We start from the raw sequence: 22877 nt of genomic DNA, 5'->3' as shown, positions 1-22877 counted from the left end.
TTGTCAGGAAGAACCGCTAATCTTTTTATTGAAAAAGTAGGTTAGAACACCTATGGCCAGGATTAAAAGCCCTACCATACTTTCCATTGGTTTGTCTATTATCAGATAAGCAAGGATCCAAAGACTAAATAAAATGAAGGCGACAGGGAGCAAAGGGTAAAATGGGGCTTTAAAGCCAGTTGATACATGTTCTTTTTTACGCAATATAAATACTCCTGAAACGGTAAGGGCTGCACTCAGTTGTAAAATAAAACCACAATAGAGTAATACACTTTCAAAAGTACCTGTAAGGACATAGGTGATGCTTAATAGTGCCTGAAGCCAAACCGCTGCTACCGGAAGTTTGTTTTTATTTTCCCTTTTTAAAAATCGCCAAAGCTTAAAATCTTTGCTCATAGCCATAGACACCCTTGGCCCCACCCATATCATGGCACTGATGCTCGAAATCAAAAAGAAAGAAATTAAAATATTAATGGTTTTGGAGCCCTGGCTACCAAATAGATTAGTAGCATAGACATGTCCAATATCCAGTTGTCCTTTTAAATCAGCCAGTGTTCCGTGCTTTAGGAATACAAACTGCATGAAAACATATAATAAAGTAACAAGAAGCGTCCCACGGAGAAGTGCCTTGGGCAGGTTTATACGTGGCTTATCTATCTCTTCAATAATGTATGCTGCGGCATTCCAGCCGGTATAGGAATAAGTCACATATACAAAAGCTATGGCAAATGAAGGGGTTACTATTTCCATCGTCCAGGAATCTGAAAAGTTAAGTGCAGAATCACCCTGGGGATAGTAAAGTCCGATAAGTATAAGAATAAGGATCAACAAGACCTTAAACCAGCTCGCATAAGATTGAAATTTGCTGCTCACATTAAGGCTGAATGAGTGTATAACAGATATTATCACTATAACCGATATGGCCAGAAGGGTGTTGTTAACCTGCAGGACGTTTCCCAAATAGGCCCCCAAGGCCATAGCTGCCAGTGCTACCGGGGCTGCGAATCCCACAGTCAGTGAAATCCAACCAGAAAGATACCCCACCAGGGGATTAAACAATTTGGAAAGAAATATATACTCCCCGCCAGATTTATTGATAGCACTTCCAATCTCGGCGTAGCAAAATGCACCAATAATTGCCATGACACCTCCCAATGTCCAAAGGAATAGTATAGACCAAGTATTGGTCACATCCTGAAGCTGAAACCCCAGGCTTGTAAAAACACCCGTTCCAATCATATTTGCAACCACCAGGGCGGCGGCTACTTTCCAGCCTATTTTGTTCTTTATATTCTCCAGGTTTTAAAACTTTAAATGATAATTCCGAATCTCAATTATTGGTTTCTATTATTAAGAATACAAAAAAAGCCCCTTATTCCGAAAGGGGCTTTTATTTTAAACAGATGCTTTTACCATTTACCTAACAGGATCCTGGTACCTGAGCGTATTACAGAAACACCGCCATCATTTTCGTTAAATTCTTTCCAGGCTTTCCTGCGGGCTTCAACCTGATCCGATGTAAGAAGGGCATCCATACCTGCCATAGCAGATTTGAAATCCTTATAGCCCTGAATTACCATATGAGTCTCCCCATGTGGAGAACGACCAGAGGTGATACTTCCCAATACAGTTAGCCTTACATCTGATTTAAACGAAGAAAAATATTTTTCCCTGGCTGCTAAAAAGGCACTGGGGTCTTTCACATGAAGGTATACATAATTTTGAACGGGCCAATCATTACCTTCGGTAGCCGGACCATGGGTAGAAATACCACGCCCCATAAAAGAACTGAATGATCCTTTGATGAGCTGGTTTACTCTTGTCAGAAACAGGTCCCAGGAATCGCTCTGTGCGCCGGAATACTGATTTCCCATGGCATCCAAAGTACCCGAAAATCCAATGGAATGGGTATAGTTATTACCACTGTCGTTAAAGTGGTTTTCAAAAAAACGTACGGTAACGCCATCCTGCTTATGTTCTTTAAAATAATCTTGTACCAGTTGTAATACAGCAGCCTCATTTTTAGGTTCTACACTGAAATTGTAATAGGTCCAATAGAAATCCTGAGCACTAATAGAAAAGGTCACAAATAACAGTGACGTAAGAATTAATTTTTTCATTTTGTTTTGGTTTATAGTTACTGCCAAAAAGGTAGTAAAAAAAATGGATTTGAAGCCTATAAAAGTCCAAAACAATAATCTGGAACCATAGTGTAGTTCTATTATAAATGGTTTGTCATTTTCAAGAGATTATCCCTGCACGTAATTAAAGATCTCTGTGTTTGCCCGTAGGGTGATCTAATTTGAGATACAGGCCGCGAAATCGTTGGGCCTTGTAAACTGAATAACGAACCTCTGAATTTTTATCATGGGTAACCTCCATGATACGACCCTATTGATGGCCACCAAAGGTAACCATGGATTTTCTGTCCGGACCTTCTATGCGCCTTCCATCTGTAATCAATATGTTTTCTGTTTCCGGGAATAACTTTATCTTAATTAACCCAATAATTTTATCATTGTTAAAACCTTGGATAAGGAATTGATACCATTCGGACACAATTATGGTAGTTTGGTCATAACTTGATTTGATAGATGCTTTCTTATCCATATCTTCAGTAAGTATTCTTATTTACTAACTAATAACCAATTAATTATGAAACGTGTTTTAACATTATTATTTATTTTATTGCTGGCCTTACCAGGCTATGCTCAAACAAATCCAAATTGGGAGTATTACAGGACAATGCGCTGGAAGGCAAAATCCGGACAGGCAGACGATTTTAAAAAAGCAGCGGCTAAAAAAACCCAAATGTTCAACAATAGCCCGGAAAATGCTATTGTCACCTATCAAATAATGACAGGGCCAGATCAGGGCATGTTCGAAAGGGTTCAGGTTGCGAGGACATTAGATAACCTCTACAATGCCGATAATACTAAAGAGTTAGATTATTGGGCCAAAAACGTTACGCAATTTGCCGAGAACCCTGAAGGCAGCAAAATTTGGTGGCGAATTAAAAACTGGAGCGTAAATTGGGAAGAAGGTGGCACCCCCAGTAAGTTTATGAATGTTCAAATAATAAATATTAAAGCTGCTAATTCAAGTGATTTTAGGCGTTTTATGCACCGTCGTATGGTAATATTAAAAGAGAATTCTAGCAGAAAGACAGCTGTTTTTAAGATAAGCTCGGGTAGTCAGTTAGGTGAATTTAGGATTATCACCTTTTTTGACGACCCCATGAAAGCCATGGGTGAATGGAAGTCAGAGGATTTCGATTTTGAAGATGCCTACAATGAGAAATATGGGTTTAATTCCTATATGACAGATGTGGATCTTTACACAAAATCTTTTGAAATTTACGGCAACCTTGTAGAAACGCACAAGCTTGTCCCGGAAATGTCATTTATGGGAAACTAAGGACGTATACCCACTGAAATATATGCTTTTCAAAAGGGCTTGGAACCAGGAGTAAACAAAACCGGATTTTAAATAATCCGGTTTTTTTATTTGGTAAAAATCGAACCGTAAAATGTATTTTTATGCTCATGATTTAGAACCATCTACCTGGAGGCCTTGAGGACGGGTCAAAAGAACCTTAAATGGACAAGGAAATGTTTAACGCAACGGGAACCTGCTACCCAAACAAATAATGTAACAAAAGACTAAAGGCCATTGATAAATCATATTTATTTAGAAGTCTAAAATTATTTGGAGGCAATGATATTATCAAATTCCCCCATGTAAGCACTTATAAATGAAGAAAATATAATGCCTCAAGATCTTAAGAATTGCTAATCAGGCAGGTGCTGGTGAGCCTGGTAACTTAGTGGTTTCTAATAATAGGCTTAAGGAATGAATTACGGAACAAGGGGTAAGTTGGAACTGTGTTTTATAGAACATAACATGTCCAATACAAATAGTTGCATTAAATAAATTAAATGGAATTCAGTATAGAATTCAATAGTTATTTGCCACAATAGTAGCATCAATATCTACCATGTGAGTAGCTATAGCATGCTCTGCTTTTACAAGCAATTCCGGGATATATTCCGTATAAAGAAGAATCGCTGCAAGGACAAGGATCATAGACAGGACTATGGTTAGAATCCGGGACGAAAGTAATTTTTCCGATGCTTGCATAATAAGATTTATTAATGGTTGGTAAGGTAAGATAGTAATTTTAAAAATAATTAACAAATACTTAACAAAATTTAATTAATCCCATTTTTAAATGGGATAAGTACAAAGACAAGTTTTTAACCTGATTTAGCGATCAATTAAATTAATTCTTATGTTTATATACATTAAAAAAATAATAATATGAGCTCACGCAGAGAATTTGTACAAAAAATAGCCACTTCGGCCCTGGGATTGCCGGTTTTATTAAATTCAAGCAGTCTTTTCGCGTATACAAACAACCACTATGACGGCCCGTTGTTACGGGTTGCAATAATGGGCTTAGGCAGCTATGGGACAAGGGTGGCGGAAGCTATGCAAAGCTGCAGGAAAGCCAAACTGGTAGGAGTGATCAGTGGAACACCTTCCAAAGTTGCCATATGGCAGTCAAAGTATGGGATCGAGGGTAAAAATTGTTACAACTATGATAATTTTGATGAAATAAAGGACAACCCGGATATAGATGCGGTCTATGTTATTACACCAAACGGACTGCATTGCGAATTTACCAAACGCGTTGCCGCGGCCGGGAAGCATGTGATCTGTGAAAAGCCAATGGGAATAAACGCCAGAGAAGGACAGGAGATGGTAGATGCCTGCAGGGCTGTCAATGTTAAATTACTCATAGGGTATCGCATGCATTTCGAAGCTAAAACCCTTAAAATTGTCGGGATGAGAAAGAAAGGTGAATTTGGAAAAATTATCTTTTTCCAGGGGCAATCGGGCTTTATAATTGGAGATCCCAATCAATGGAGATTGAATAAAAAACTTTCAGGAGGCGGGGCAATGATGGATATAGGCATTTATTCTATTAACGGGGCACGTTATATGATAGGGGAAGAACCCATATGGGTTACTGCCCAGGAAACCAAAAATGATCCCGTTAAATTCAAGGAAGGAATAGATGAAACCATTCAGTTTCAATTAGGCTTTCCAGGTGGCGCTGTGGCCTCCTGCCTTTCTACCTATGCCGTAAATCATCTGGATAGATTTTACCTTGCGGGCATAGAAGGGTGGGCCGAAATGCAGCCGTCCACTGGTTACGGACCAATAAAAGCACGCACTCATAAGGGAGAACTCACAGATCCTCATATTACCCATCAGACTGTGCAGATGGATGAGATGGCAGGTATAATATTGGAAAACAAACAGCCCGTGATACCTGTAGATGGCGAAGAGGGCGTAAAGGATATGAAAATTATAGATGCTATATATAAGGCAGTAAAAACAGGAAAAAAGATAGATTTGACCTCATCCTGATTTCCTGGAAAATAAAGCTACCTATAAATGATTTTCGAAATATCTTTATCTTAAATATAGAAAGCGATAAAATTGTATACATTTAGGGACCTTAAATTAAAATAGTATGTTCGGAACTTCACAGAAATTACATAATCTGCTTGCAAAATTCCTTTTTTTTAGCATTGTACTGCTGGCATTTTCTGCCTGCCGGCAGAAACAGGAAAATACCGAAGGTAAGGCCGCTTTGGCCGTAAGCCCGGATAACGAAGGGATTAAGGTGCCTGATGGCTTCGGGGTAATTAAGGTGGCTGATTCCCTGGGGGCTCCACGTCATATAACAGTTAATTCTAACGGAGCCATCTACCTGAAGTTGAGAAAACCAATCGATGGTGAAGGTATACTTTACCTCGAAGACCAGGATGGTGATGGTATAGCCGACACAAAAAAGGGGTTTGGGGATTATGGCGGAACGGGAATTTATATTGATGAAAGTTATTTATACGCCTCATCTGATGAAGAAATTTTCAGATATAAACTGGATGCCAATGGCGAAGTAACCGAATCCTCTAACCCGGACACTTTGGTAACAAACCTGGTGTCTTACAGAACGCATGCTACAAAATCCTTTACACTTGATGGAGACGGGAATATTTATGTTAATATAGGGGCGTATTCCAACGCATGCCAGGAGGAAGACAGGACTTTGGGTTCTCCCGGGGTAATGCCATGCGCGATACTCGATTCTGCCGGCGGTATTTGGCAATTCAGGGCTGATAAATTTAAACAGTCCTATGCTGAAGGGAAGAGATATGCTACGGGCCTGCGAAACGTGGTCGGGCTCGACTGGAATTTTCAACTAAATAAGCTGGTAGTTACACAACACGGAAGAGATCAGTTGAACACACTTTATCCGGATCTTTTTGATCAAAAGACCTCGGCCAACTTACCTGCAGAAACCATGTATATAATTAATGAAGGTGACGATGCCGGATGGCCTTATATTTATTATGATCATTATCAGAACAAGAAAATTTTGTCACCCGAATATGGTGGTGATGGCACAAAAACAGCAGGCGAAAATGCCATAGATCCTGTTGTTACTTTTCCTGCACATATTGCCCCTAACGCACTGCTTTTCTATACCGGAGAGATGTTTCCGGAGGAATACAGGAATGGTGCTTTTATTGCATTTCATGGTTCCTGGAACCGGGCACCTGAAAAACAAGAAGGGTATTTGGTTGCCTTTGTGCCATTTAAGGATGGAAAACCCAGCGGGGATTGGCAGGTTTTTGCCGATGGCTTTGCCGGCGTAGAAAAAGTTTCTTCCCCGAGCGAGGCAAAACACAGGCCTACAGGTTTGGCTCAGGGTCCGGATGGCTCTCTCTATGTATCGGATGATTCCGGAGGCACTTTGTTCAGGATTGTTTATACGAAAGAGTAATTGAAAATGGTTATAAACAGATTGCTGAAGGATACTATTCCGGGGTTTCTTTTTGTGCTTGCCGCAATTGTTTTGTTCTATAGTTGTAATTCTTCAGATAAGAAGAAGGAAGCATCTGCAAAAACTGAAATACCAAATGTTTCAAAAACAACCCCTAAGGCTAAACCGCCGCCATATATTGCAGAAGGTAAAAAAGTATACAGGCAGGTGTGCTTAACCTGTCATCAGGCCAATGGGGGAGGTGTACCCGGATTAAACCCACCCCTTATAAAAACGGACTATGTGCTGGGTGACAAGAGCAACTTGTTGGAGATTATTATAATGGGATCTGAAGCGGAACTGGCACGCGATAAATCTGAATATGCCAATGTTATGCAGGGTTATGGCATGCTTGGTGATGAAGAAATAGCTAATGTAGCATCTTATATTCGGAATAGTTTTGGTAATAAAGCAGATCCAATTACACCAAGGGAAGTGGCCGCTTATAGATCAGCAACTAAAAAATAAAAGGCCTTGTTTACCTATTAGCCCCTGCCAATATAGGGCATTTCGTTGGCCATAATCGTAAGAAAAGGAACATTGGTATTCAGCGGCAACCCGGCCATATAAACTATGCTCCGTCCTACATCTTCAGGGCTCATTGTAGGTTCTGTTTTGTAGGAACCATCGGCCTGCAGTGTTCCTTTTTCCATCTTTTTTGTCATTTCACTTTTCGAATTTCCAATATCAATTTGCCCACAGGCAATGCTATAGGCCCTGCCATCCAGGGAAGTAGATTTTGTCAGGCCTGTTACCGCATGTTTGCTTGCGGTATAGGGCGCAGAAAAAGGGCGTGGCACATGGGCCGAAAGTGAACCGTTGTTAATTATTCTTCCCCCCATGGGATCCTGGGCCTTCATTATTCTGAATGCTTCCCGGGTACAGAAAAAAACACCATTTAAATTTGTGTCTATCACATTCCTCCATTCTTCTATCGTAAGTTCTTCCATTGGTTTTTCCGGAGCACTTACTCCGGCATTATTGAAAAGTAAATCCAGGCGACCATAGGCTTTCAGTGTTTGGGCAAACAGATTTTTAACACTTAGAGGGTCTTTCACATCAGTTGGTATTACCAGCACTTCGTTACCGGTACATAAAGCCGCTGTTTCATCGAGGCTTTTTTGACGCCTGCCAGCAAGGATTACGTTCCATCCATCTTCATTTAGTGCCTTTGCTACAGCTCTCCCAATACCTGACCCGGCACCGGTTACTATGGCAACTTTTGATTTCCTAAGCATCTTAAATTTGAGTTTAATATTTTAAAAGCTCTATTTTCCTGAAATCTATGGGGTGACTATTAGATTGCAAAGAAATATATCCATCTTTTACCCGCGCATCACCATTAAAAATTAGTGTTTTCGCTATTTCGTGCTCAGGATTATAAGTTGGGTTGGCGTAACTCAATATCTCCTCCCCATTGACGTAATGCCTTATAAGACTATCTTTTACATCAATTTCCAGAGTAACCCATTGATCCCCGTGAAAAGTCCTTTTTATAACAGGTGGGGTACAATAACTCGTGTTTTTTTGTCCGTTGAGTTCTACAAACATACCGTTGGCGCAAATAGCGCCTACCGGCCTTTCATCGGTTCCATTACCGCCATGCAGGTTGTATTCCAGGGAAACCGGAAATGGCTGGTCTGGTTTTAGTGATGCCGGGGACTGCGAATGAAATTGAATACCACTATCTCTAAACCCCCATTCAGGTGCCCCGGGAGCAGTTTCCCCCACAAATCTATATTCTACTTTTATTCTGTAATCAGCTAATTTCTCATTAAAATATATAGCTCCGAACCTGTTATCAAAGTCATCTCCATAGGCGTCATAGCGAATACTCAAGATACCACCTGAAACCCGAAAGGTGTCACCGAAATTTTCTCCCAATGGGTGTCCTGTAATTCTCGGGGTCCATCCATCCAGGTTAGTGCCGTTGAATATAGGTTGCCAATTGTTAAGTTCAGTTTTTTGCGCAACAGTTTCGGCTTTTTTCTCTTTACAAGAGGTTACGAAGAGCAAACCAATGATTAACAGACAGATTATATTTTTCATAATGGTGGAATGTAACGAATTTTCTAAATGTAATTAAAAAATAGCCCGTATATACCAAAGGAATTTGAAAGGCCATATAATTACTCGGGACTTATACAAAGGTTAACCAACTTCTCGAAACTAAATAAGGGAGATGTTCTTATTTTTTCTTTTTGAATAACAACCCGATTAAATAAAGAATACCGTATTTTTTAGCTGAAGACAGTATTGGCCCAAACCAATTATGGGGCTGTACGCTTTCCTTAAAATCTTCTTTAAGACCTTTCATTTCTTCCCAGGCAATCTGTCTTTCCAGACTAAGCCGTTTCAGATCGTGGTTTATTTCTTTAAGATTATTGTACTGCTTCATTTAATTAAAAAATTGTTTAGACATGCTTCTAACAATCAGGCTTTCGATTCGAAATCTAAAAGCATAAATAATGGCTCCTAACAAACATAAAATGCCGGCACTAATCAAGCAGGCATAGATTATATTGCCTATAAGGCTGTTTAAGGCCAAAGTGCCTGCGACAATCAATAAAATAATTACTAAAAAACCAAGGCTCCCTAATATTGCGGCTTTGCAAAACATACTTGTGGTAGCAGTAAGTTGCTGAAATACTTTAAGTTCGTAATATTCCTGGGTTTTACTGATATACTCCTCGCCAAGATTCATGGCTTTATCTGAAGTCTGATTAAGTGATTCTAGTATACTCATTATTAAGATTTCTGTAATTTTTTATTTCTTGCTTTTAATTCAGCTAATTTTTTTTCCAAAGCAGAGATAACATCGTCTGCCTTATAGCTTACATCTGAAAGCAGTCTTTCCATACGGTTCTCTAATGTTTCCGATTCCGAAGAGAGCGCATCCTCAACTCTTTCTTTTAAATCGCTCGCGGTTTCAGAAAGATTTGCCCTGGCAGCTTCAGCTTCTTCAGCCAATTTTTTTCGTGTGACCTCTCCTTTGTCCGGAGCAAATAATACTCCAAGTGCAACGCCTATGGCTGCACCGGCAATTAATCCAACTAAGGTGTTCCCTGAATTATCCATAGTTTAAATTTTAAATTATTTAGATGATGAACAAATAAAGATACAACTTTGACCTTTAAACATGCCAGAGTATAATTCAAATAATCCAGCCCAGCATACCCGCAGCAAAGATGATCCATAAGGAATTAAACCCTGTTTATGGAAAAGAAGGAAAAAAATCAGTCTCATTCTCTCTCAAATATTGATGCCAATTCCGATATAAAAAGTTGAGGTGTACTGCGACCTGTTACCCGGAGTCTGGCTGTCAAAATAATAATAGAAGGAACTATTCACGCTTATTTTTTCATTAAGGGGAACCTCAATTTTGAACTGTTCCGAGATATTATAATTACTAATATCTCTATATAGGGGCTGATAATAGAGTATGTTGGTAATAGTAATTTTACTTTTTGGCAGTTCTACGGAAAAAGACATATAGGTATTATTGCGGTGGTTGTAAAAATTTTGATTTAAAGCATCACTTATTTCCAGTTCATACATATAGGAGTTTGCTAAATACAACCTGACGCGTTCAGTTGCTATTGCCCTAAAACGTAGGCCTGCGCCCAGCAAATGCCTGCCACTTACATCTAATAATTGATTGCCCTGACTTTGAACAAAGGTCTCCAGTCTAATGACACGGGTAAGCCTGTAATTAAATCTTAGATGCACCAACCAGTTATTTGAAAAATCCTCCCCTTTGGATCGGATAAGGCCGAAATTGGCCAGAAAAAAATACAACTTTCGAAAATCCTTTGATTTTAACTGTGTATATATAGCATCGCTTACTTCGAAGATATAGTTTCCGTCATTATCATTATACCTAAATGAAAAATCATTACTCAAAACAAATCTCACAGAATCGGTTTGCATTCTGGCAGACTCTATATTCACCACTTGTGCATAAAGAGAAGCAGACCCCAAACACAACAATATAAAAAAAAGGCAAAGTAATCGCATAGAGGCACAATGGTTGGCAGGCTAAAAATAGGCGTTTTTATTCAACTCAAGAGCAATACAACCAGGATTAGAAGGATGTGCCAAAGCCATGGAAGAAGATGGTGTTGAATATCGTATGGAATTCTGCGAAGCTATAAGTATCTTTATTACCTTTCAAAATCACAGTTATGCAAACACGTAAATTAGGATACAGTGAACTCTATCTAACAACAATAGGATTAGGCACCTGGGCAATGGGTGGAGGCGACTGGAAATTTGGCTGGGGACCTCAGGATGATATGGCTTCAGTCAAGGCCATTCATACCGCATTGGATTTGGGGATTAACTGGATAGATACAGCCGCCATTTATGGGCATGGCCATGCGGAAGAAGTTGTGGGCAGGGCAATCAAAGGAATAAGGGATGAAGTTATCATAGCTACCAAGTGCGGAAGAGTCTGGGAAGGAGACAGCCGCGAGATTGGCAAATCACTTAAAACGGAAAGTATAAAACAGGAGGTTGAGGCTAGCCTGAAACGTTTGGATATAGAAACAATTGATCTGTATCAGATTCACTGGCCGGAACCGGATGAAGAGATTGAGGAAGGATGGGCAGCCATGGCGCAACTTGTTAAAGAGGGAAAAGTACGTTATGTAGGCGTTTCTAATTTTAACCTGGAACAGCTTAAAAGGGCTCAGGCCATACACCCAATAACTTCTTTACAACCTCCTTACAGCATGTTCCGCCGCGAAATTGAGGAAGAAATCATGCCTTATTGTAACACAAACGAGATTGGAATTATTGCTTACAGCCCCATGCAGGCGGGATTACTTACCGGCAAATTTACCAAAGAGAGAGCAATGGCCCTGCCCGAATCTGATTGGCGAAGCAAACATCCATTTTTCAGGGAACCCCAACTCAGCGTGAATCTTGAAACAATAAAACGGCTAAATCAGATTGCAATTGAAGAAAACATTTCCCTTTCACAGCTTTCCCTGGCCTGGGTACTGCGAAATAAAGAAATGACTTCGGCAATTGTAGGTGCCCGAAACCCGGAACAAATTGAAGAAACCGCCAAAGCCAGTGAACTTAAATTGACCGGGACCAATATTGAAGCAATAGAAAAGATTTTGGATTGGAGGATAAAGAACCTGTAATTGAGGGCTCTTTTTTTTGATTACTTATTTAAAAGAACAAATGGTAACCTATTCTTTTAATTAACTTAACCTCAGGATTGAATAAGCCTCTTATTTTTGGGCAGCCTATAAAAAGGAAACGTTCTTATTTATGTAGTTTGAGTTAGTTTATAAAAGCAGGTGGGGACATCTGCTTTTTTAGTTTTGTTAATTCTTAAATTAGACGAAATAGGAAACGTACATTAGTCTAAAAGATACTGATTCACATCATGTGAATCAGCGAAGCACCTAAAATGACAATGTTAAGACACATAAAGAAGATAGCGGGAATAAGTAAATAGGGTTTGTCTTTTATTCTTATTCTTACTAGGACCCCAAGGAGCATTAGCATGGCAAGTCCGCCTGATCCGACCAAGGTAAAAGATGGAATCCAAAAACCAATGATTAAAGAAAAGGAACCCAAAAGTTGTAATATGCCGGTCAGGATACGATAGTGTTTCAGGCCGTAGCGCTGGAATTCGAAAACCATCTTTTGAGAATACAGGCAATTCACCCCAAAAATGATAAAGGAAAGAGATGAAAATAAAATTAATATCTTTAGTAGCATATATGGCGGGTCCCGAAATATGAATAATTTCTGTCTGCTTAGTCCAGAATTGTGAAGGTAAGACGGTTTAACTATTAAAATCTTAAAATATGGAGATTAATTATCTGTTAATTGCGATTAAAGTATTTATCTTAATAAGCATACTCAACGTTTGGCTGCTAAGATTTAATAAACCTACGTCATGGCGGGGAGGCTCTGCCCAATCCATGAAGGAGGAATTTGAAACCTATGGCCTCTCAGAAACCATGGTGTACGTTGTAGGAGGCTTAAAAATACTTTTTGCGATTCTTATATTTTCGTCTATATGGCTGCCGCAACTTGGCGTTCCCGGGGCTGCGGGCATGTCAGTTTTAATGCTGGGAGCCATTGCCATGCATTTAAAGGTCAAAGATCCTCTGAAAAAATCATTCCCTGCTTTTAGTTTTTTAGTCTTATCTGTCATTATTATCGCGATGGATTATTTATAATCAATAGATAAAGAGCGATAGGACTTTTAGAATTGTTACAATTCAACGTTTTGATATCTTGTTATTACTTATGTTTTTCTGTTGGCTGCATTTAAATCTCCCTTTGTCAAAACCTCTGAGTTTGGCGTGTTTGGTTTTTCTGCCCTGAACCCGTTTTCGCCACATTCTGAAACTAGATGGTTTAAGTTCATTTCTCATCAATAGAATTACTTCGGCTTCCGAAACACTGAATTGATGACTTATTGCTTCAAAAGGCGTACGGTCTTCCCAGGCCATTTCTATGACCCTGTCAATTTCATGCGGTTTGAGGTGTGCCATGTCTTTTGTATTTAAAATAGATCAGGATTTTTAATAACCCTGTTTGCTCTCTCTTTTAATTGTTTTAGTTCTTCTTCAGGAATCCTGGAAAGCAGATTGTACATCATTCCCATCCTGTGATTATTTTTGAGATATTCTTTTTTGTTGTCAAGAAAGTTCCAATAAAGACTATTGAAAGGGCAGGCATCCTCACCGGTTCTTTTGTTTCTATTGTAGGAGCATTTTTCACAATAATCACCCATTTTGTGTATATAGGAAGCTGAGGAAACATAGGGTTTGGTGGCGATAATACCCCCATCTGCGAACTGGCTCATTCCCCTTGTATTTGTAATTTCTACCCATTCTATGGCATCTATATATATTCCCAGATACCACTGATCAACCTCGTTGGGATGAACCTGCGTAAGCAAGGCAAAATTCCCGGTTATCATCAGTCTCTGTATATGATGAGCGTATGCATTGTTCAGGGAATTTTTAATGGATACTGCCAGACAATTCATTTTGGTATTTCCCGTCCAATAAAAATCAGGTAGTTGGTTGTAATTTTCGAGCCTGTTATACTGAGCATAATCCGGCATTTCCTTCCAATAGACTCCGCGCATGTACTCCCTCCATCCTATGATCTGCCTTGCAAAACCTTCAATCTGTGAAATATCTATTTCAGTACTGTGGTTTTGATAATAGGTTATAGCCTCATTAACCACGGTTTTTGGTGAAAGTATTTTGGTGTTCAGGGCGAATGAAAGCCTGGAATGAAAAAGAAATATTTCTGAGGTATGAAGTGCATCCTGGTAGTCACCAAAATATTTTAAGAGGTACTCACAAAAATATCTCAACTGCTCAATGGCTTGTTTCTCATTAAAAGGGTAATTGAAAATAGTCCCTTCGAAATGCCCGATAGTTTCTATGCCGGCCGATTTAATATCTTCTAAAACCTCACTTACCTCATTTTCAAAAAAAATCGGATGGGGAACAGAAGGTTGGCCTTTCCATTTTTTTCTATTGCTTTTATCATAATTCCAGCTACCTCCCAGAGGTTGTGCCCCATCCATCAGTACATTGTGTTTTTTCCGCATATAGCGATAAAAGCGCTCCATCAGCAATTGCTTGCTGTCTTTAAAAAAAAGTTGAAGTTCATTGCGTGAAGAGTAGAAATGCTCGGTATCGCATGGGTTAGTTTTAATGTCTAAGCCACTGCAGAATTCCCTGAGCTGTTTGTCCAACCGGTATTCATCGGGAAGTAAATATTCAAATACCTCAATCTGGTATTCCTCTATGAGTTTTTTTAGATTGCCAATAAGCTGCTGGGTGTTTTTCGTATCATTTATGCGATAATAGATAACCTTGTGGCCGTTGTCCCTCAGGCTATTTTCAAAATGCCGCATGGACGAAAAAAAGCCAATTACTTTCTGAATGTGCTGCCTCACATAGTCGGTTTCCTGCCGCATCTCAAACATTACGTAAATATGTTCGTCATTAACATGGTTAAACCAGCTATGCTGACGGTTCAACTGATCTCCAAGTATGAGGCGCAGAGTTTTCATTCAAAAAGTGTTTTCTGCAACCAGGTATTTTGATAGTTGCCACTGGGGTCATAGCGTTCAGACTGCAGTCGCGCGTTGAATTTACGGTCCCTGGGGTCGTTGCCAACCCCGGCAACATACATCCAGTTCCCATAATTGCTATGCACATCATAGTCTAGCAGCATGGCTTCAAAATAAGCCGCTCCCATACGCCAGTCTATTTGAAGCTCTTTGGCCAGATAAGATGCCACATTTTGTCTTCCCCGGTTGCTCATCCATCCGCTGTTCTTAAGTTCAAGCATGTTGGCGTTTACAAAGGGTTCTTTTGTGGCGCCGCTAATCCAGGAATTAAATTTATTTAGATTGTTACTCCACTGGTATTTTTTTTGTAGAATCCCCCCTTGCAGAAATATCTTATCCCGGTATTTTATGGAGATGTATTTAAAGTAATCGCGCCAGATGAGTTCAAATATCAGCCAATAAGTACTTTGGTTTTTTAAGTATTGCTTTTCAAAATCCAAAACTTGCCAATACACCTGTCGGGCGGATATACTGCCATTGGCCAGCCAGGGTGAAAATTTTGAGCTGTAGTCTGTGCCTAACAGGCCATTGCGTGTTTTTTTATAATAGCCCAGCTTTTTGGTTTGAAAAAAGTAATAATTCAAACGCTTTTGGACCTCCTTTTCCCCGCCGGCAAAAGGAAATGCAGAACGGGTATCTTTTTCAAAAGATTTGAAGCCCAAATCCTCAAGGGTTGGCAATTCAGGTGTATTGTGGAGCAGATTATTTTTGGGTAAAGCATTTATCTCTGATGCTTCAGGTCTGACCAAAGCTTCTTTTTCACAGGCTTTTCTAAAGTCTGTAAAGACCTTTGGGATGCTCATTTCAGAGAAGGGAATATCTTGTGGATGAAATAAGAACTGATCAAAAATTTCTTTTATTTTAATGTGTTCAGGAAGGCTCTTTTGAACACTGTGTAAAACATCCGCTTCTTCCCGGGTCCATTCTTTCTGGAGATAAATAGATTGAATATTAAGATCTTTTATTAATTCAGGCATAGTTTCTTCGGCTTTGCCATGAACCACCCATAAAGAAATATTAATTTCTTGAAGAGAATCCCTGAGTTGCGCTACGGATTCCAATAGAAATTTAGCTCTGAACCGCTCTGTTTTTTTAAAGCCATAAGGGGTAGGCTCAAAATCGCGTGGATCAAAGAAAAAGACCCCAATAAGTCTGTCGTTATCTTCTGCAGCCCTATGCAAGGTGTAATTATCAAGGACCCTAAGGTTTTTAGTAAACCAAATTAAGCCTGTTTTATGTATACCGGGCATTTTTCTTTACAATTTTCCCTCCGGACAAAGAGCTTTTAACCGAATGGACTAATTTATGTAGGGAAACCATTCGTCAGATGAGCCGTTGGCGAATAAATTCAATCCAATATTTCAATTTGTTTCATCACCATTTCTGCCTCATATACCTTTGCGTCTCCCAGTTTTCGGTTGGTTTGAGATAATTGATGGGCCTCGGCCATTAGTTTTTTGTATTTATTTTGAAGGATTTCTTTTTCGGACTTTCTTTTGAATAAATTGAACATAGATAAAATTTTGAAAAATAATAAACGGAATAGAAAAACTGATTTCTCTCTGTAAAATTATTCATTATGTTTAACATAAACTGTTAATAATTAAACAAAATTTAAAAAAGTATTAATTTCGTTTAATCGAGGGCTCTTTTTTAATTACTTATGTAGCAGCACAAATGTTAACCTATTCTTTCAATTAACGTAACGTCAGGATGGCAAAAGCCTCTTATTTTTCCACAGCCTGTAAAAAGGAAACGTTCTTACGTATGTAGTTAGAACTAGTTTAAAAAAGCAGGTGTCCCCACCTGCTTTTTTGGTTTCCAATTGTCTTGTGAATTATTTTTTATCCTCGCTCAAAAACTCCATAAACCATTTCCCAGAGGACTTAATTATTCTCTTTTGGCTATCAAAATCCACATATACCAACCCAAACCTCGGATAGTATCCTTCTGCCCATTCAAAATTATCAATTAAAGTCCAGGCAAAATATCCTGAAACTTCGTAACCTTCATCCTTTGCCTTTTTAACTTGTTTTAAATACCTATGAAAATATGCGAGCCGATCCGGATCATGGACCTCCCCATCCATTAGTTTGTCTGAAAATGCTGCCCCATTTTCTGTGATGATAATTTTATTGATTTTACTATATCCGTTGAATTTTACAATCATATTGTAGATGCTTTTTGGATATATTTCCCAATCCATTAGTGTTGTTTTCACCTTTCTTTTGGTCGCTTTGACTATTTTGGCCTGGAGATAAGGCACCAAATAACTGTGTCTGACAACCTCACGCGTATAATTTTGAATGCCTATAAAGTCGAAATTAAATACGCAGTTTTGTGAGTCCTCCGGTCTTTGGTACTTTTCAATTTGCTTTAGTTTTAAAAGGCTTTCGAGCGGATAACCCATCCCCAATGATGGCTCAATAAAGAATCTGTTCAGAAGAGCATCTGCTTTTTCAGCGGCTTTAATATCTGCCATTCTTTTGGAGTATGGCTTAATATCTGAACAAGAAAAGCTTGTGCCTATATTGCTTTCAGGAACTATAGATCGAAGGATTCTACCACCAAGAGCCTGGCAAAGAACGGCGTGGTGGGCAGCAGGAAGGAAGTTTTTTAACCCTTTATTACCCGGAGCGTGCACGCCTAAAAAATAACCAGCACCCGTAAAAACCATGGGTTCGTTTAAAACGAGCCAGTTCTTTACCCTATCGCCGAAATAGGTTGAACATACTGTTACATATTCTTCAAACCAACCTAGAATATCCCGGTTTACCCAACCCCCTTGTTCCTGCAAAGCCTGAGGAAGATCCCAATGGTATAGGGTTACCCATGGAGTGATGCCGCATTCCAGGCAAAAATCTATAACGCGGTTATAGAATGCTATACCTTCGGAACTTATCTTACCTGTACCGGAGGGCAATATTCTGGTCCAGGAAAGTGAAAATCTGAAGTTTGGTATATTCATGGCTTTCATAAGCAGGATATCTTCATTATACCTCCTATAAAAATCACATGCTATTTTGCCATTATGCCCTTTATAAATAGCCCCTTTTGTACTGGTGAAGTGATCCCAGATAGATGCCCCTTTATCATGGACATCGTGAGCACCTTCAATCTGGTATGCCGCTGTAGAAACGCCCCACTCAAAGTCATCACCAAAATGTTCGGCTAATAGATCGGAGTTTTTTGTATTGGAAGATTTTTGAATTGAAATGCCAGCCATTAAATGTTCTAAATGGATTCCTGTAGGATTTGGTCTATAATTGATTCTGTAATATTTGGGTAGTCAACTTCAACCCTGGAATTATCCTCTACCCAGCTTTTGAGTTGGTCTATATGTTTAATTTTTAACGATTTAATCAGGGGAACTCCCATCTCCTGAAGCGCCGCACCGTTGCACTGCTGTTCAAATTGTCCTTTCATGGGTATAACCAGCAGCTTTTTTTTCATGTAAAGCGCTTCTGCCGGTGTTTCAAAACCGGCACCGCACAATATTCCGCAACTAGTAGCCATACTTTGCACAAATCCTTCATTGTTGATTGGTTGTATCCTGATATTCTTAGAAACATATTCGCTGTGATTGTGTTTGGAAAAGATTTCCCAATTTATACCCTTTACTTTTGAAAGTATGTTGATTATCTTTTTATCACTGTAGGAAGGTAAGTAAACGGTGTAATGCCCCCCCTCTTTCGTTAAAACATTTCTTATCTCTTCCCGAATTATTGGGGTAAAGATATTTTCTTCATAACTCTTAAAATGTAACCCGAACCGTTTGGTGCTGGGAGCGTAATTTTGAAGAATCATTTTTCCGAAAGGATCTGGTTTTTTTGGCATTGGGGCATTGGGCGATAGAACGGCAGACTGATGACTTAAGGCAACACACTGCTTTTGTTTTAGTTTGCTGGCCCATGCTGATACCGGCTCAAAATCATTTATAATCAGGTCATAATCTGACACCGGAATACTTTTTATTTCTTTTTGCAACCTCGCGGAATTGGTTTTTTGAAAAGTACGCCATACGTCTACTCCTCCTTTTTTGCCAAAAATAAAACTCCATCCTTTAAGCTGGAATTTAATTGGATGAGGTATTTGAATATCCGCCTGGGTACCACTCACTAGTATATCGAGGTCAAGTTGTTTTTTCTTAAGGATTGGGATAATATCCCTTGCTCTGCTAAGATGTCCGTTTCCGGTACCTTGGATTGCGTAGAGTGTTTTCACGGATAATTTGACTTAATTTGAAAGATGCAGTGGTTATGGGTCTATTTTTGGAATTAAAAACCGAAACTCTTCCACAAGACTTTTAAATAACTCTCCTTTTTCAAGGACTTCTATTTGCTCCTTTTCTTCCACTTGCTGATCCCTGACTAAAAGATCCTTTTCATAGTGGTATAAACTCCATTTTCCCTGATAATATTCCAGAGCTGTAAGATTTTCTATCCAATCACCAGAATTAAGATAGGTAACTGATCCCTTGGAGTTGCTTATTTTCTTTATTTCAGGCTGGTGGATGTGTCCGCAGATAACATAGTCAAATTCATTTTCAATGGCAATATCAGCGGCGATCTGTTCAAAATCGTTGATAAATTTAATGGCAGATTTAACGCCATTTTTTATGCGTTTTGACATAGAAACCCGACCTCTTCCCATTTTTCTGCTAATATAATTGACGGCCCTGTTTAGCAGAATAAGGAAGTCATATCCTATTGCCCCCAGCTTTGCTATCCACTTTGCATGTTGCATGCTAACATCAAATACATCACCATGAAAAATCCATATTTTCTTACCACTAACATTAAGCACAATTTTATTTGAGATACTGAATTTTCCCAGTTTGAGGCCTACAAATTTGCGTAGCATCTCGTCATGATTTCCTGTTATATAGTGTACTTTAACTCCTTTAGTTACCCATTCCATAATTAATTTAATAATTTTCATATGGGATTTGGGCCAGTACCTTTTCTTGAATTGCCAGATATCTATTATATCCCCGTTAAGTATAAGCTGCTTGGGCCTAACCGACTTAAGGTATTTAAAGAGTTCATCGGCGTGGCATCCGTAGGTGCCTAAATGCACATCGGAAATGACCACAATGTCAACAGGTCTTTTTTTCATGTAAAGATTGTTCTGGGGTTTTTAGTAAATTTCTTGAATTTTAGCGGGGAGTAGTAGGTCCTAAACAGGGTAATTAGGAAGTTGACTACCAAAGTGGATACATAAGCCAAGATAATTTTCATGTCATGAAAATCAGTATGCACAAAGGTTAAGATTAAATTTGGCCTTTTCCGTAATCTGAGTTTTACGATTTGGTTAAGTAAGTGTTATGAAATCTTCCGAATATTTGCAGTTAGATAGCTAATATTTATTAATTATTAAAAAGATTTTTTGGTTTTAATCTGGTATCTAATCCTTTATTTCTCCTGACATCAGATACCTGTTGCGAATCAATCTGGCAGTTTTGTGATCACCTTCATGATCCCATCCCGGGGGCATAACCATATATAAGAATTTGTTCTTCAGGCCGGGGGCCTTGTATACGTCTTTGAATAGGGCCACAATTTCTCCGAAATAGACATCCAGGAAATTCCCGGAGTCCATCTCCCTCGTAATTCCGTATTCAACTTTAACAGCCTTTTCTTCATCCTGGTATGTTCCAAAAACCCTGTCCCATATATTCAGCAGATTACAAAAATTGGTATCCATATAAAGCGGGTTGCGCGCATGGTGGACCCTATGGTGGGAAGGTGTCAGGATAAACTTGTTTAAAAAGCCAAGCCTGCCATCTTTTAAAAGATTTTCACCAACATGAATAAACGCCCCATAGGTGCCATCTATAAACATGATTAAAAACAAAAGCTCGGGTTGCACTCCCAGCAAAATACAAACGGTAGTTCGTATCGTATCGGCATAGGGAGCTTCCAGAAAGAAGTGTGCATAAGTAACGGTAAGGTTCATGTTTTCCGGAGCATGATGCGTAGAGTGCAGACACCAGAACAGCCGTACTTTATGCCCCCAGTAATGGTAAAGAAAATGCCCGAATTCCCAGACAATATAGCCATAGATAAACCAATACCATGTTAAACTGGTTTGAAAAGGTGCCAATGGCTGAAAGAGCCCAATGCAAAAAGCTACCATGGCAATGGCAATAAATCTGCCTGCAAACCTGTTGAAGATATAAATAAGGAAATTGACTTTGTATACCTTGGCCTGAGGGTTTTTATAGATAAACCCTAAAATTAACTCTAGGATTACCAGCAGTGGAATTATGGGATAGATCAGAGAAACTATGCCATCATAGGTTCTGAAGGCCGCATAATCTCCTGCTTCTAAAAGTTCCAGCACCTGTGAAATTCCAAGAAAATTAATTAGCTCATCAAACAGTGTTTCCAGAAGTTCCATAAAATTGATTTTATTTAATACCCCTTTGTTTTTATGGTCGGATTTTCAAGATACTATTTTTTTTGATGTAACTTTCTTTTATCCGCGAGTGCAGAGAAATATCGTATGCCCGATGTTCAGACAGCGAATACAATCATTTCCTGAATTATTGTATTTTTAATTGATGCTAAAGATTTATATTCTTAGCCTGATGGTTCTTACCGGACTTACGTCACAGGCGCAAATGAAAATAGCGATACCGGAAATTGGAGTCGTACAGGAGCTTGAGAATGACAGCCTGCTTGTGGAATGCGGTTTTCGTTATTTAGTAGAGTCTACACCCAAAATACTTTCCCCAAGGAATGTATCGGATCAGGATTTCCAGGACCAACTGCAAACTATTAAAAACTTGCAAACCCCCTTATATGCCTGTAATCTTTTTATTCCGGGAGACCTTAAAGCAGTAGGGCCAAATGTCGATGAAAAAGCCGTTTTAGACTTTGTTGAAATCGTTCTCCGGCGCGCACAGGCAGCCGGTCTGACCTTGATTACCTGGGGGAGTGGTGGATCACGCAGAGTTCCTGAAGGGTTCTCCCGGATAAAAGCGAAACAACAGTTCATTGAACTGGCGAGGAAAGTAGCAGAAATAGCGGAGAGATATAATATTATTCTCGCCCTTGAAAACCTGAACAGCACGGAATGTAATTTTATCAACACTTTAAAGGAGGCGTTGGCTGTAGTGAAATCTGTAGACCATAAAAACTTTCGGTTGTGCGTAGACATTTATCATATGCTAAAAGAGGAGGAATCTCCTGATGCAATTGCGGGAACAAAAGGTTATGCGGTATACTGCGAGCTGGCCGAAAAGGAAGGACGTACTCCTCCGGGAGTAAAGGGGGATGATTTTATACCTTACTTAACCGCCCTCAAAAAAGAAGGGTATCAAGGAAAAATAGTAATTGAATGTCGATGGAAAGACCTATCCACCCAGGGAAAAATGGCCTTTCAAACCATCCGAAGGCAAGTTGAATTAGCTTACCAATAGGGCAAATTTAATTCTGTTTTATGCAGTGATTTATTTTATTGGGGTTACATCACCGCTAATGCCTATTTTGAATTTCATAAGATCTGCTATCATTTGAGCTCTCCTGATTGCCTCTGCAGCCCTGTTCCCCATAAAATTTTCATTCACCGTTTCATTCCAAAGCAACAGCCACCTTTCAAAATGTTCTGAAGTCATCGGTTCCTTTTTACTAAGTACTATGTGCTTGGTCATTGGGTTGCCTTTGTACTTTATCCTATCAAATAATATGGTTTCCCAAAAGTCATACATAATGGGAAAATGCTTCTCCCAGTCTATTGCGGTAATTTTATTAAAAAAGAAACCTATTTTATCATCTTTAAGAACTTTGGTATAAAATTCGTTTACCAAATTTTCAACATCCTTCCTGTTTTCTATGTCTTTCATTT

27 protein-coding genes are annotated in these 22877 nt (G+C 39.2%); 7 read left to right on the top strand and 20 right to left on the bottom strand.

Annotation, left to right across the window (positions count from 1 at the left end; genetic code table 11):
• Window positions 1-3: 3 nt before the first annotated feature.
• From G504_RS0106495 to G504_RS0106485, 3 genes are all read right to left on the bottom strand, one after another.
• Window positions 4-1278 carry an APC family permease gene (locus tag G504_RS0106495; RefSeq protein ID WP_262493636.1) on the bottom strand — a complete coding sequence of 425 codons (1275 nt, stop codon included), beginning with the start codon at window positions 1276-1278 and terminating at the stop codon, window positions 4-6.
• 131 nt (window positions 1279-1409) lie between these two features.
• Window positions 1410-2120, bottom strand: a complete 711-nt coding sequence (locus tag G504_RS0106490) for a hypothetical protein (RefSeq protein ID WP_157473056.1) — start codon at window positions 2118-2120, stop codon at window positions 1410-1412.
• Between the two features lie 271 nt (window positions 2121-2391).
• On the bottom strand, window positions 2392-2610 hold the full coding sequence (locus tag G504_RS0106485) for a hypothetical protein (RefSeq protein ID WP_019669342.1): 219 nt from the start codon (window positions 2608-2610) through the stop codon (window positions 2392-2394).
• A 45-nt stretch (window positions 2611-2655) separates the two neighbouring features.
• Here G504_RS0106485 and G504_RS0106480 point away from each other — a divergent pair, with 45 nt between their 5' ends.
• The gene (locus G504_RS0106480) at window positions 2656-3417 is read left to right on the top strand and encodes a hypothetical protein (protein WP_019669341.1); all 762 of its coding nucleotides are present in this window, start codon (window positions 2656-2658) and stop codon (window positions 3415-3417) included.
• Between the two features lie 540 nt (window positions 3418-3957).
• On the opposite strand, the gene G504_RS0106475 is transcribed toward G504_RS0106480, so the two are convergent.
• Entirely contained in the window at window positions 3958-4140 is a 183-nt protein-coding gene (locus tag G504_RS0106475; protein ID WP_157473054.1) for a hypothetical protein, read from the bottom strand.
• A gap of 180 nt (window positions 4141-4320) precedes the next feature.
• On the opposite strand from G504_RS0106475, the gene G504_RS0106470 reads away from it, so the two are divergent.
• From G504_RS0106470 to G504_RS18340, 3 genes are all read left to right on the top strand, one after another.
• Window positions 4321-5436, top strand: a complete 1116-nt coding sequence (locus G504_RS0106470) for a Gfo/Idh/MocA family protein (protein ID WP_019669339.1) — start codon at window positions 4321-4323, stop codon at window positions 5434-5436.
• Window positions 5437-5542: 106 nt separating this feature from the next.
• Entirely contained in the window at window positions 5543-6859 is a 1317-nt protein-coding gene (locus tag G504_RS0106465; protein ID WP_019669338.1) for a PQQ-dependent sugar dehydrogenase, read from the top strand.
• 6 nt (window positions 6860-6865) lie between these two features.
• Window positions 6866-7366 carry a c-type cytochrome gene (locus G504_RS18340; protein ID WP_083930704.1) on the top strand — a complete coding sequence of 167 codons (501 nt, stop codon included), beginning with the start codon at window positions 6866-6868 and terminating at the stop codon, window positions 7364-7366.
• 17 nt (window positions 7367-7383) lie between these two features.
• On the opposite strand, the gene G504_RS0106455 is transcribed toward G504_RS18340, so the two are convergent.
• The 6 genes from G504_RS0106455 to G504_RS0106430 form a co-directional block, all read right to left on the bottom strand.
• Window positions 7384-8136, bottom strand: coding sequence for an SDR family oxidoreductase (locus G504_RS0106455; protein ID WP_019669336.1), 753 nt, complete (start codon window positions 8134-8136; stop codon window positions 7384-7386).
• A gap of 13 nt (window positions 8137-8149) precedes the next feature.
• Window positions 8150-8947, bottom strand: coding sequence for a 3-keto-disaccharide hydrolase (locus G504_RS0106450; protein WP_019669335.1), 798 nt, complete (start codon window positions 8945-8947; stop codon window positions 8150-8152).
• 139 nt (window positions 8948-9086) lie between these two features.
• A complete protein-coding gene (locus tag G504_RS0106445) occupies window positions 9087-9296 on the bottom strand; it encodes a hypothetical protein (RefSeq protein ID WP_019669334.1) in 210 nt (69 codons plus the stop codon).
• On the bottom strand, window positions 9297-9644 hold the full coding sequence (locus G504_RS0106440) for a hypothetical protein (protein WP_019669333.1): 348 nt from the start codon (window positions 9642-9644) through the stop codon (window positions 9297-9299).
• A gap of 2 nt (window positions 9645-9646) precedes the next feature.
• Entirely contained in the window at window positions 9647-9976 is a 330-nt protein-coding gene (locus G504_RS0106435; RefSeq protein WP_019669332.1) for a YtxH domain-containing protein, read from the bottom strand.
• Window positions 9977-10150: 174 nt separating this feature from the next.
• Window positions 10151-10915 (bottom strand): DUF481 domain-containing protein, encoded by a 765-nt coding sequence (locus G504_RS0106430; protein ID WP_083930701.1) that lies wholly within the window; start codon window positions 10913-10915, stop codon window positions 10151-10153.
• A 167-nt stretch (window positions 10916-11082) separates the two neighbouring features.
• Between G504_RS0106430 and G504_RS0106425 the strand changes: the two genes are divergently transcribed.
• A complete protein-coding gene (locus G504_RS0106425) occupies window positions 11083-12051 on the top strand; it encodes an aldo/keto reductase (RefSeq protein WP_019669330.1) in 969 nt (322 codons plus the stop codon).
• A 241-nt stretch (window positions 12052-12292) separates the two neighbouring features.
• On the opposite strand, the gene G504_RS0106420 is transcribed toward G504_RS0106425, so the two are convergent.
• Window positions 12293-12637, bottom strand: a complete 345-nt coding sequence (locus G504_RS0106420; RefSeq protein ID WP_026348432.1) for a DoxX family protein — start codon at window positions 12635-12637, stop codon at window positions 12293-12295.
• A gap of 89 nt (window positions 12638-12726) precedes the next feature.
• Between G504_RS0106420 and G504_RS0106415 the strand changes: the two genes are divergently transcribed.
• Complete coding sequence (locus G504_RS0106415; protein ID WP_019669328.1) at window positions 12727-13104, top strand: DoxX family protein; 378 nt, start codon at window positions 12727-12729, stop codon at window positions 13102-13104.
• A 42-nt stretch (window positions 13105-13146) separates the two neighbouring features.
• Here G504_RS0106415 and G504_RS0106410 read toward each other — a convergent pair whose 3' ends face one another.
• The 8 genes from G504_RS0106410 to G504_RS0106375 all read right to left on the bottom strand — a co-directional run bounded on the left by G504_RS0106410 (window position 13147) and on the right by G504_RS0106375 (window position 21428).
• Window positions 13147-13422: a TIGR03643 family protein gene (locus tag G504_RS0106410; protein ID WP_019669327.1), complete on the bottom strand. Its 276-nt coding sequence runs from the start codon at window positions 13420-13422 to the stop codon at window positions 13147-13149.
• An 11-nt stretch (window positions 13423-13433) separates the two neighbouring features.
• Window positions 13434-14966: a cryptochrome/photolyase family protein gene (locus G504_RS0106405; protein WP_019669326.1), complete on the bottom strand. Its 1533-nt coding sequence runs from the start codon at window positions 14964-14966 to the stop codon at window positions 13434-13436.
• A complete protein-coding gene (locus G504_RS0106400) occupies window positions 14963-16276 on the bottom strand; it encodes a DASH family cryptochrome (protein ID WP_019669325.1) in 1314 nt (437 codons plus the stop codon). Before G504_RS0106400 ends, G504_RS0106405 begins: the two co-directional genes overlap by 4 nt.
• A gap of 98 nt (window positions 16277-16374) precedes the next feature.
• Window positions 16375-16539 (bottom strand): Lacal_2735 family protein, encoded by a 165-nt coding sequence (locus G504_RS19630; RefSeq protein WP_019669324.1) that lies wholly within the window; start codon window positions 16537-16539, stop codon window positions 16375-16377.
• 324 nt (window positions 16540-16863) lie between these two features.
• Window positions 16864-18252, bottom strand: coding sequence for a GH1 family beta-glucosidase (locus tag G504_RS0106390; RefSeq protein ID WP_019669323.1), 1389 nt, complete (start codon window positions 18250-18252; stop codon window positions 16864-16866).
• An 8-nt stretch (window positions 18253-18260) separates the two neighbouring features.
• Window positions 18261-19250 carry a glycosyltransferase family protein gene (locus G504_RS0106385; RefSeq protein WP_019669322.1) on the bottom strand — a complete coding sequence of 330 codons (990 nt, stop codon included), beginning with the start codon at window positions 19248-19250 and terminating at the stop codon, window positions 18261-18263.
• A 33-nt stretch (window positions 19251-19283) separates the two neighbouring features.
• Complete coding sequence (locus tag G504_RS0106380; RefSeq protein ID WP_019669321.1) at window positions 19284-20144, bottom strand: UDP-2,3-diacylglucosamine diphosphatase; 861 nt, start codon at window positions 20142-20144, stop codon at window positions 19284-19286.
• A gap of 288 nt (window positions 20145-20432) precedes the next feature.
• Window positions 20433-21428 carry a sterol desaturase family protein gene (locus tag G504_RS0106375; protein WP_019669320.1) on the bottom strand — a complete coding sequence of 332 codons (996 nt, stop codon included), beginning with the start codon at window positions 21426-21428 and terminating at the stop codon, window positions 20433-20435.
• A 163-nt stretch (window positions 21429-21591) separates the two neighbouring features.
• Between G504_RS0106375 and G504_RS18330 the strand changes: the two genes are divergently transcribed.
• On the top strand, window positions 21592-22452 hold the full coding sequence (locus tag G504_RS18330; protein WP_019669319.1) for a sugar phosphate isomerase/epimerase family protein: 861 nt from the start codon (window positions 21592-21594) through the stop codon (window positions 22450-22452).
• A 30-nt stretch (window positions 22453-22482) separates the two neighbouring features.
• On the opposite strand, the gene G504_RS0106365 is transcribed toward G504_RS18330, so the two are convergent.
• Window positions 22483-22875 (bottom strand): group III truncated hemoglobin, encoded by a 393-nt coding sequence (locus G504_RS0106365; protein WP_019669318.1) that lies wholly within the window; start codon window positions 22873-22875, stop codon window positions 22483-22485.
• Window positions 22876-22877 lie beyond the last annotated feature (2 nt).

This window comes from Eudoraea adriatica DSM 19308, from assembly GCF_000382125.1.
GTDB classification, from domain to species: domain Bacteria; phylum Bacteroidota; class Bacteroidia; order Flavobacteriales; family Flavobacteriaceae; genus Eudoraea; species Eudoraea adriatica.
This window is presented reverse-complemented; position numbering and strand designations above follow the sequence as displayed.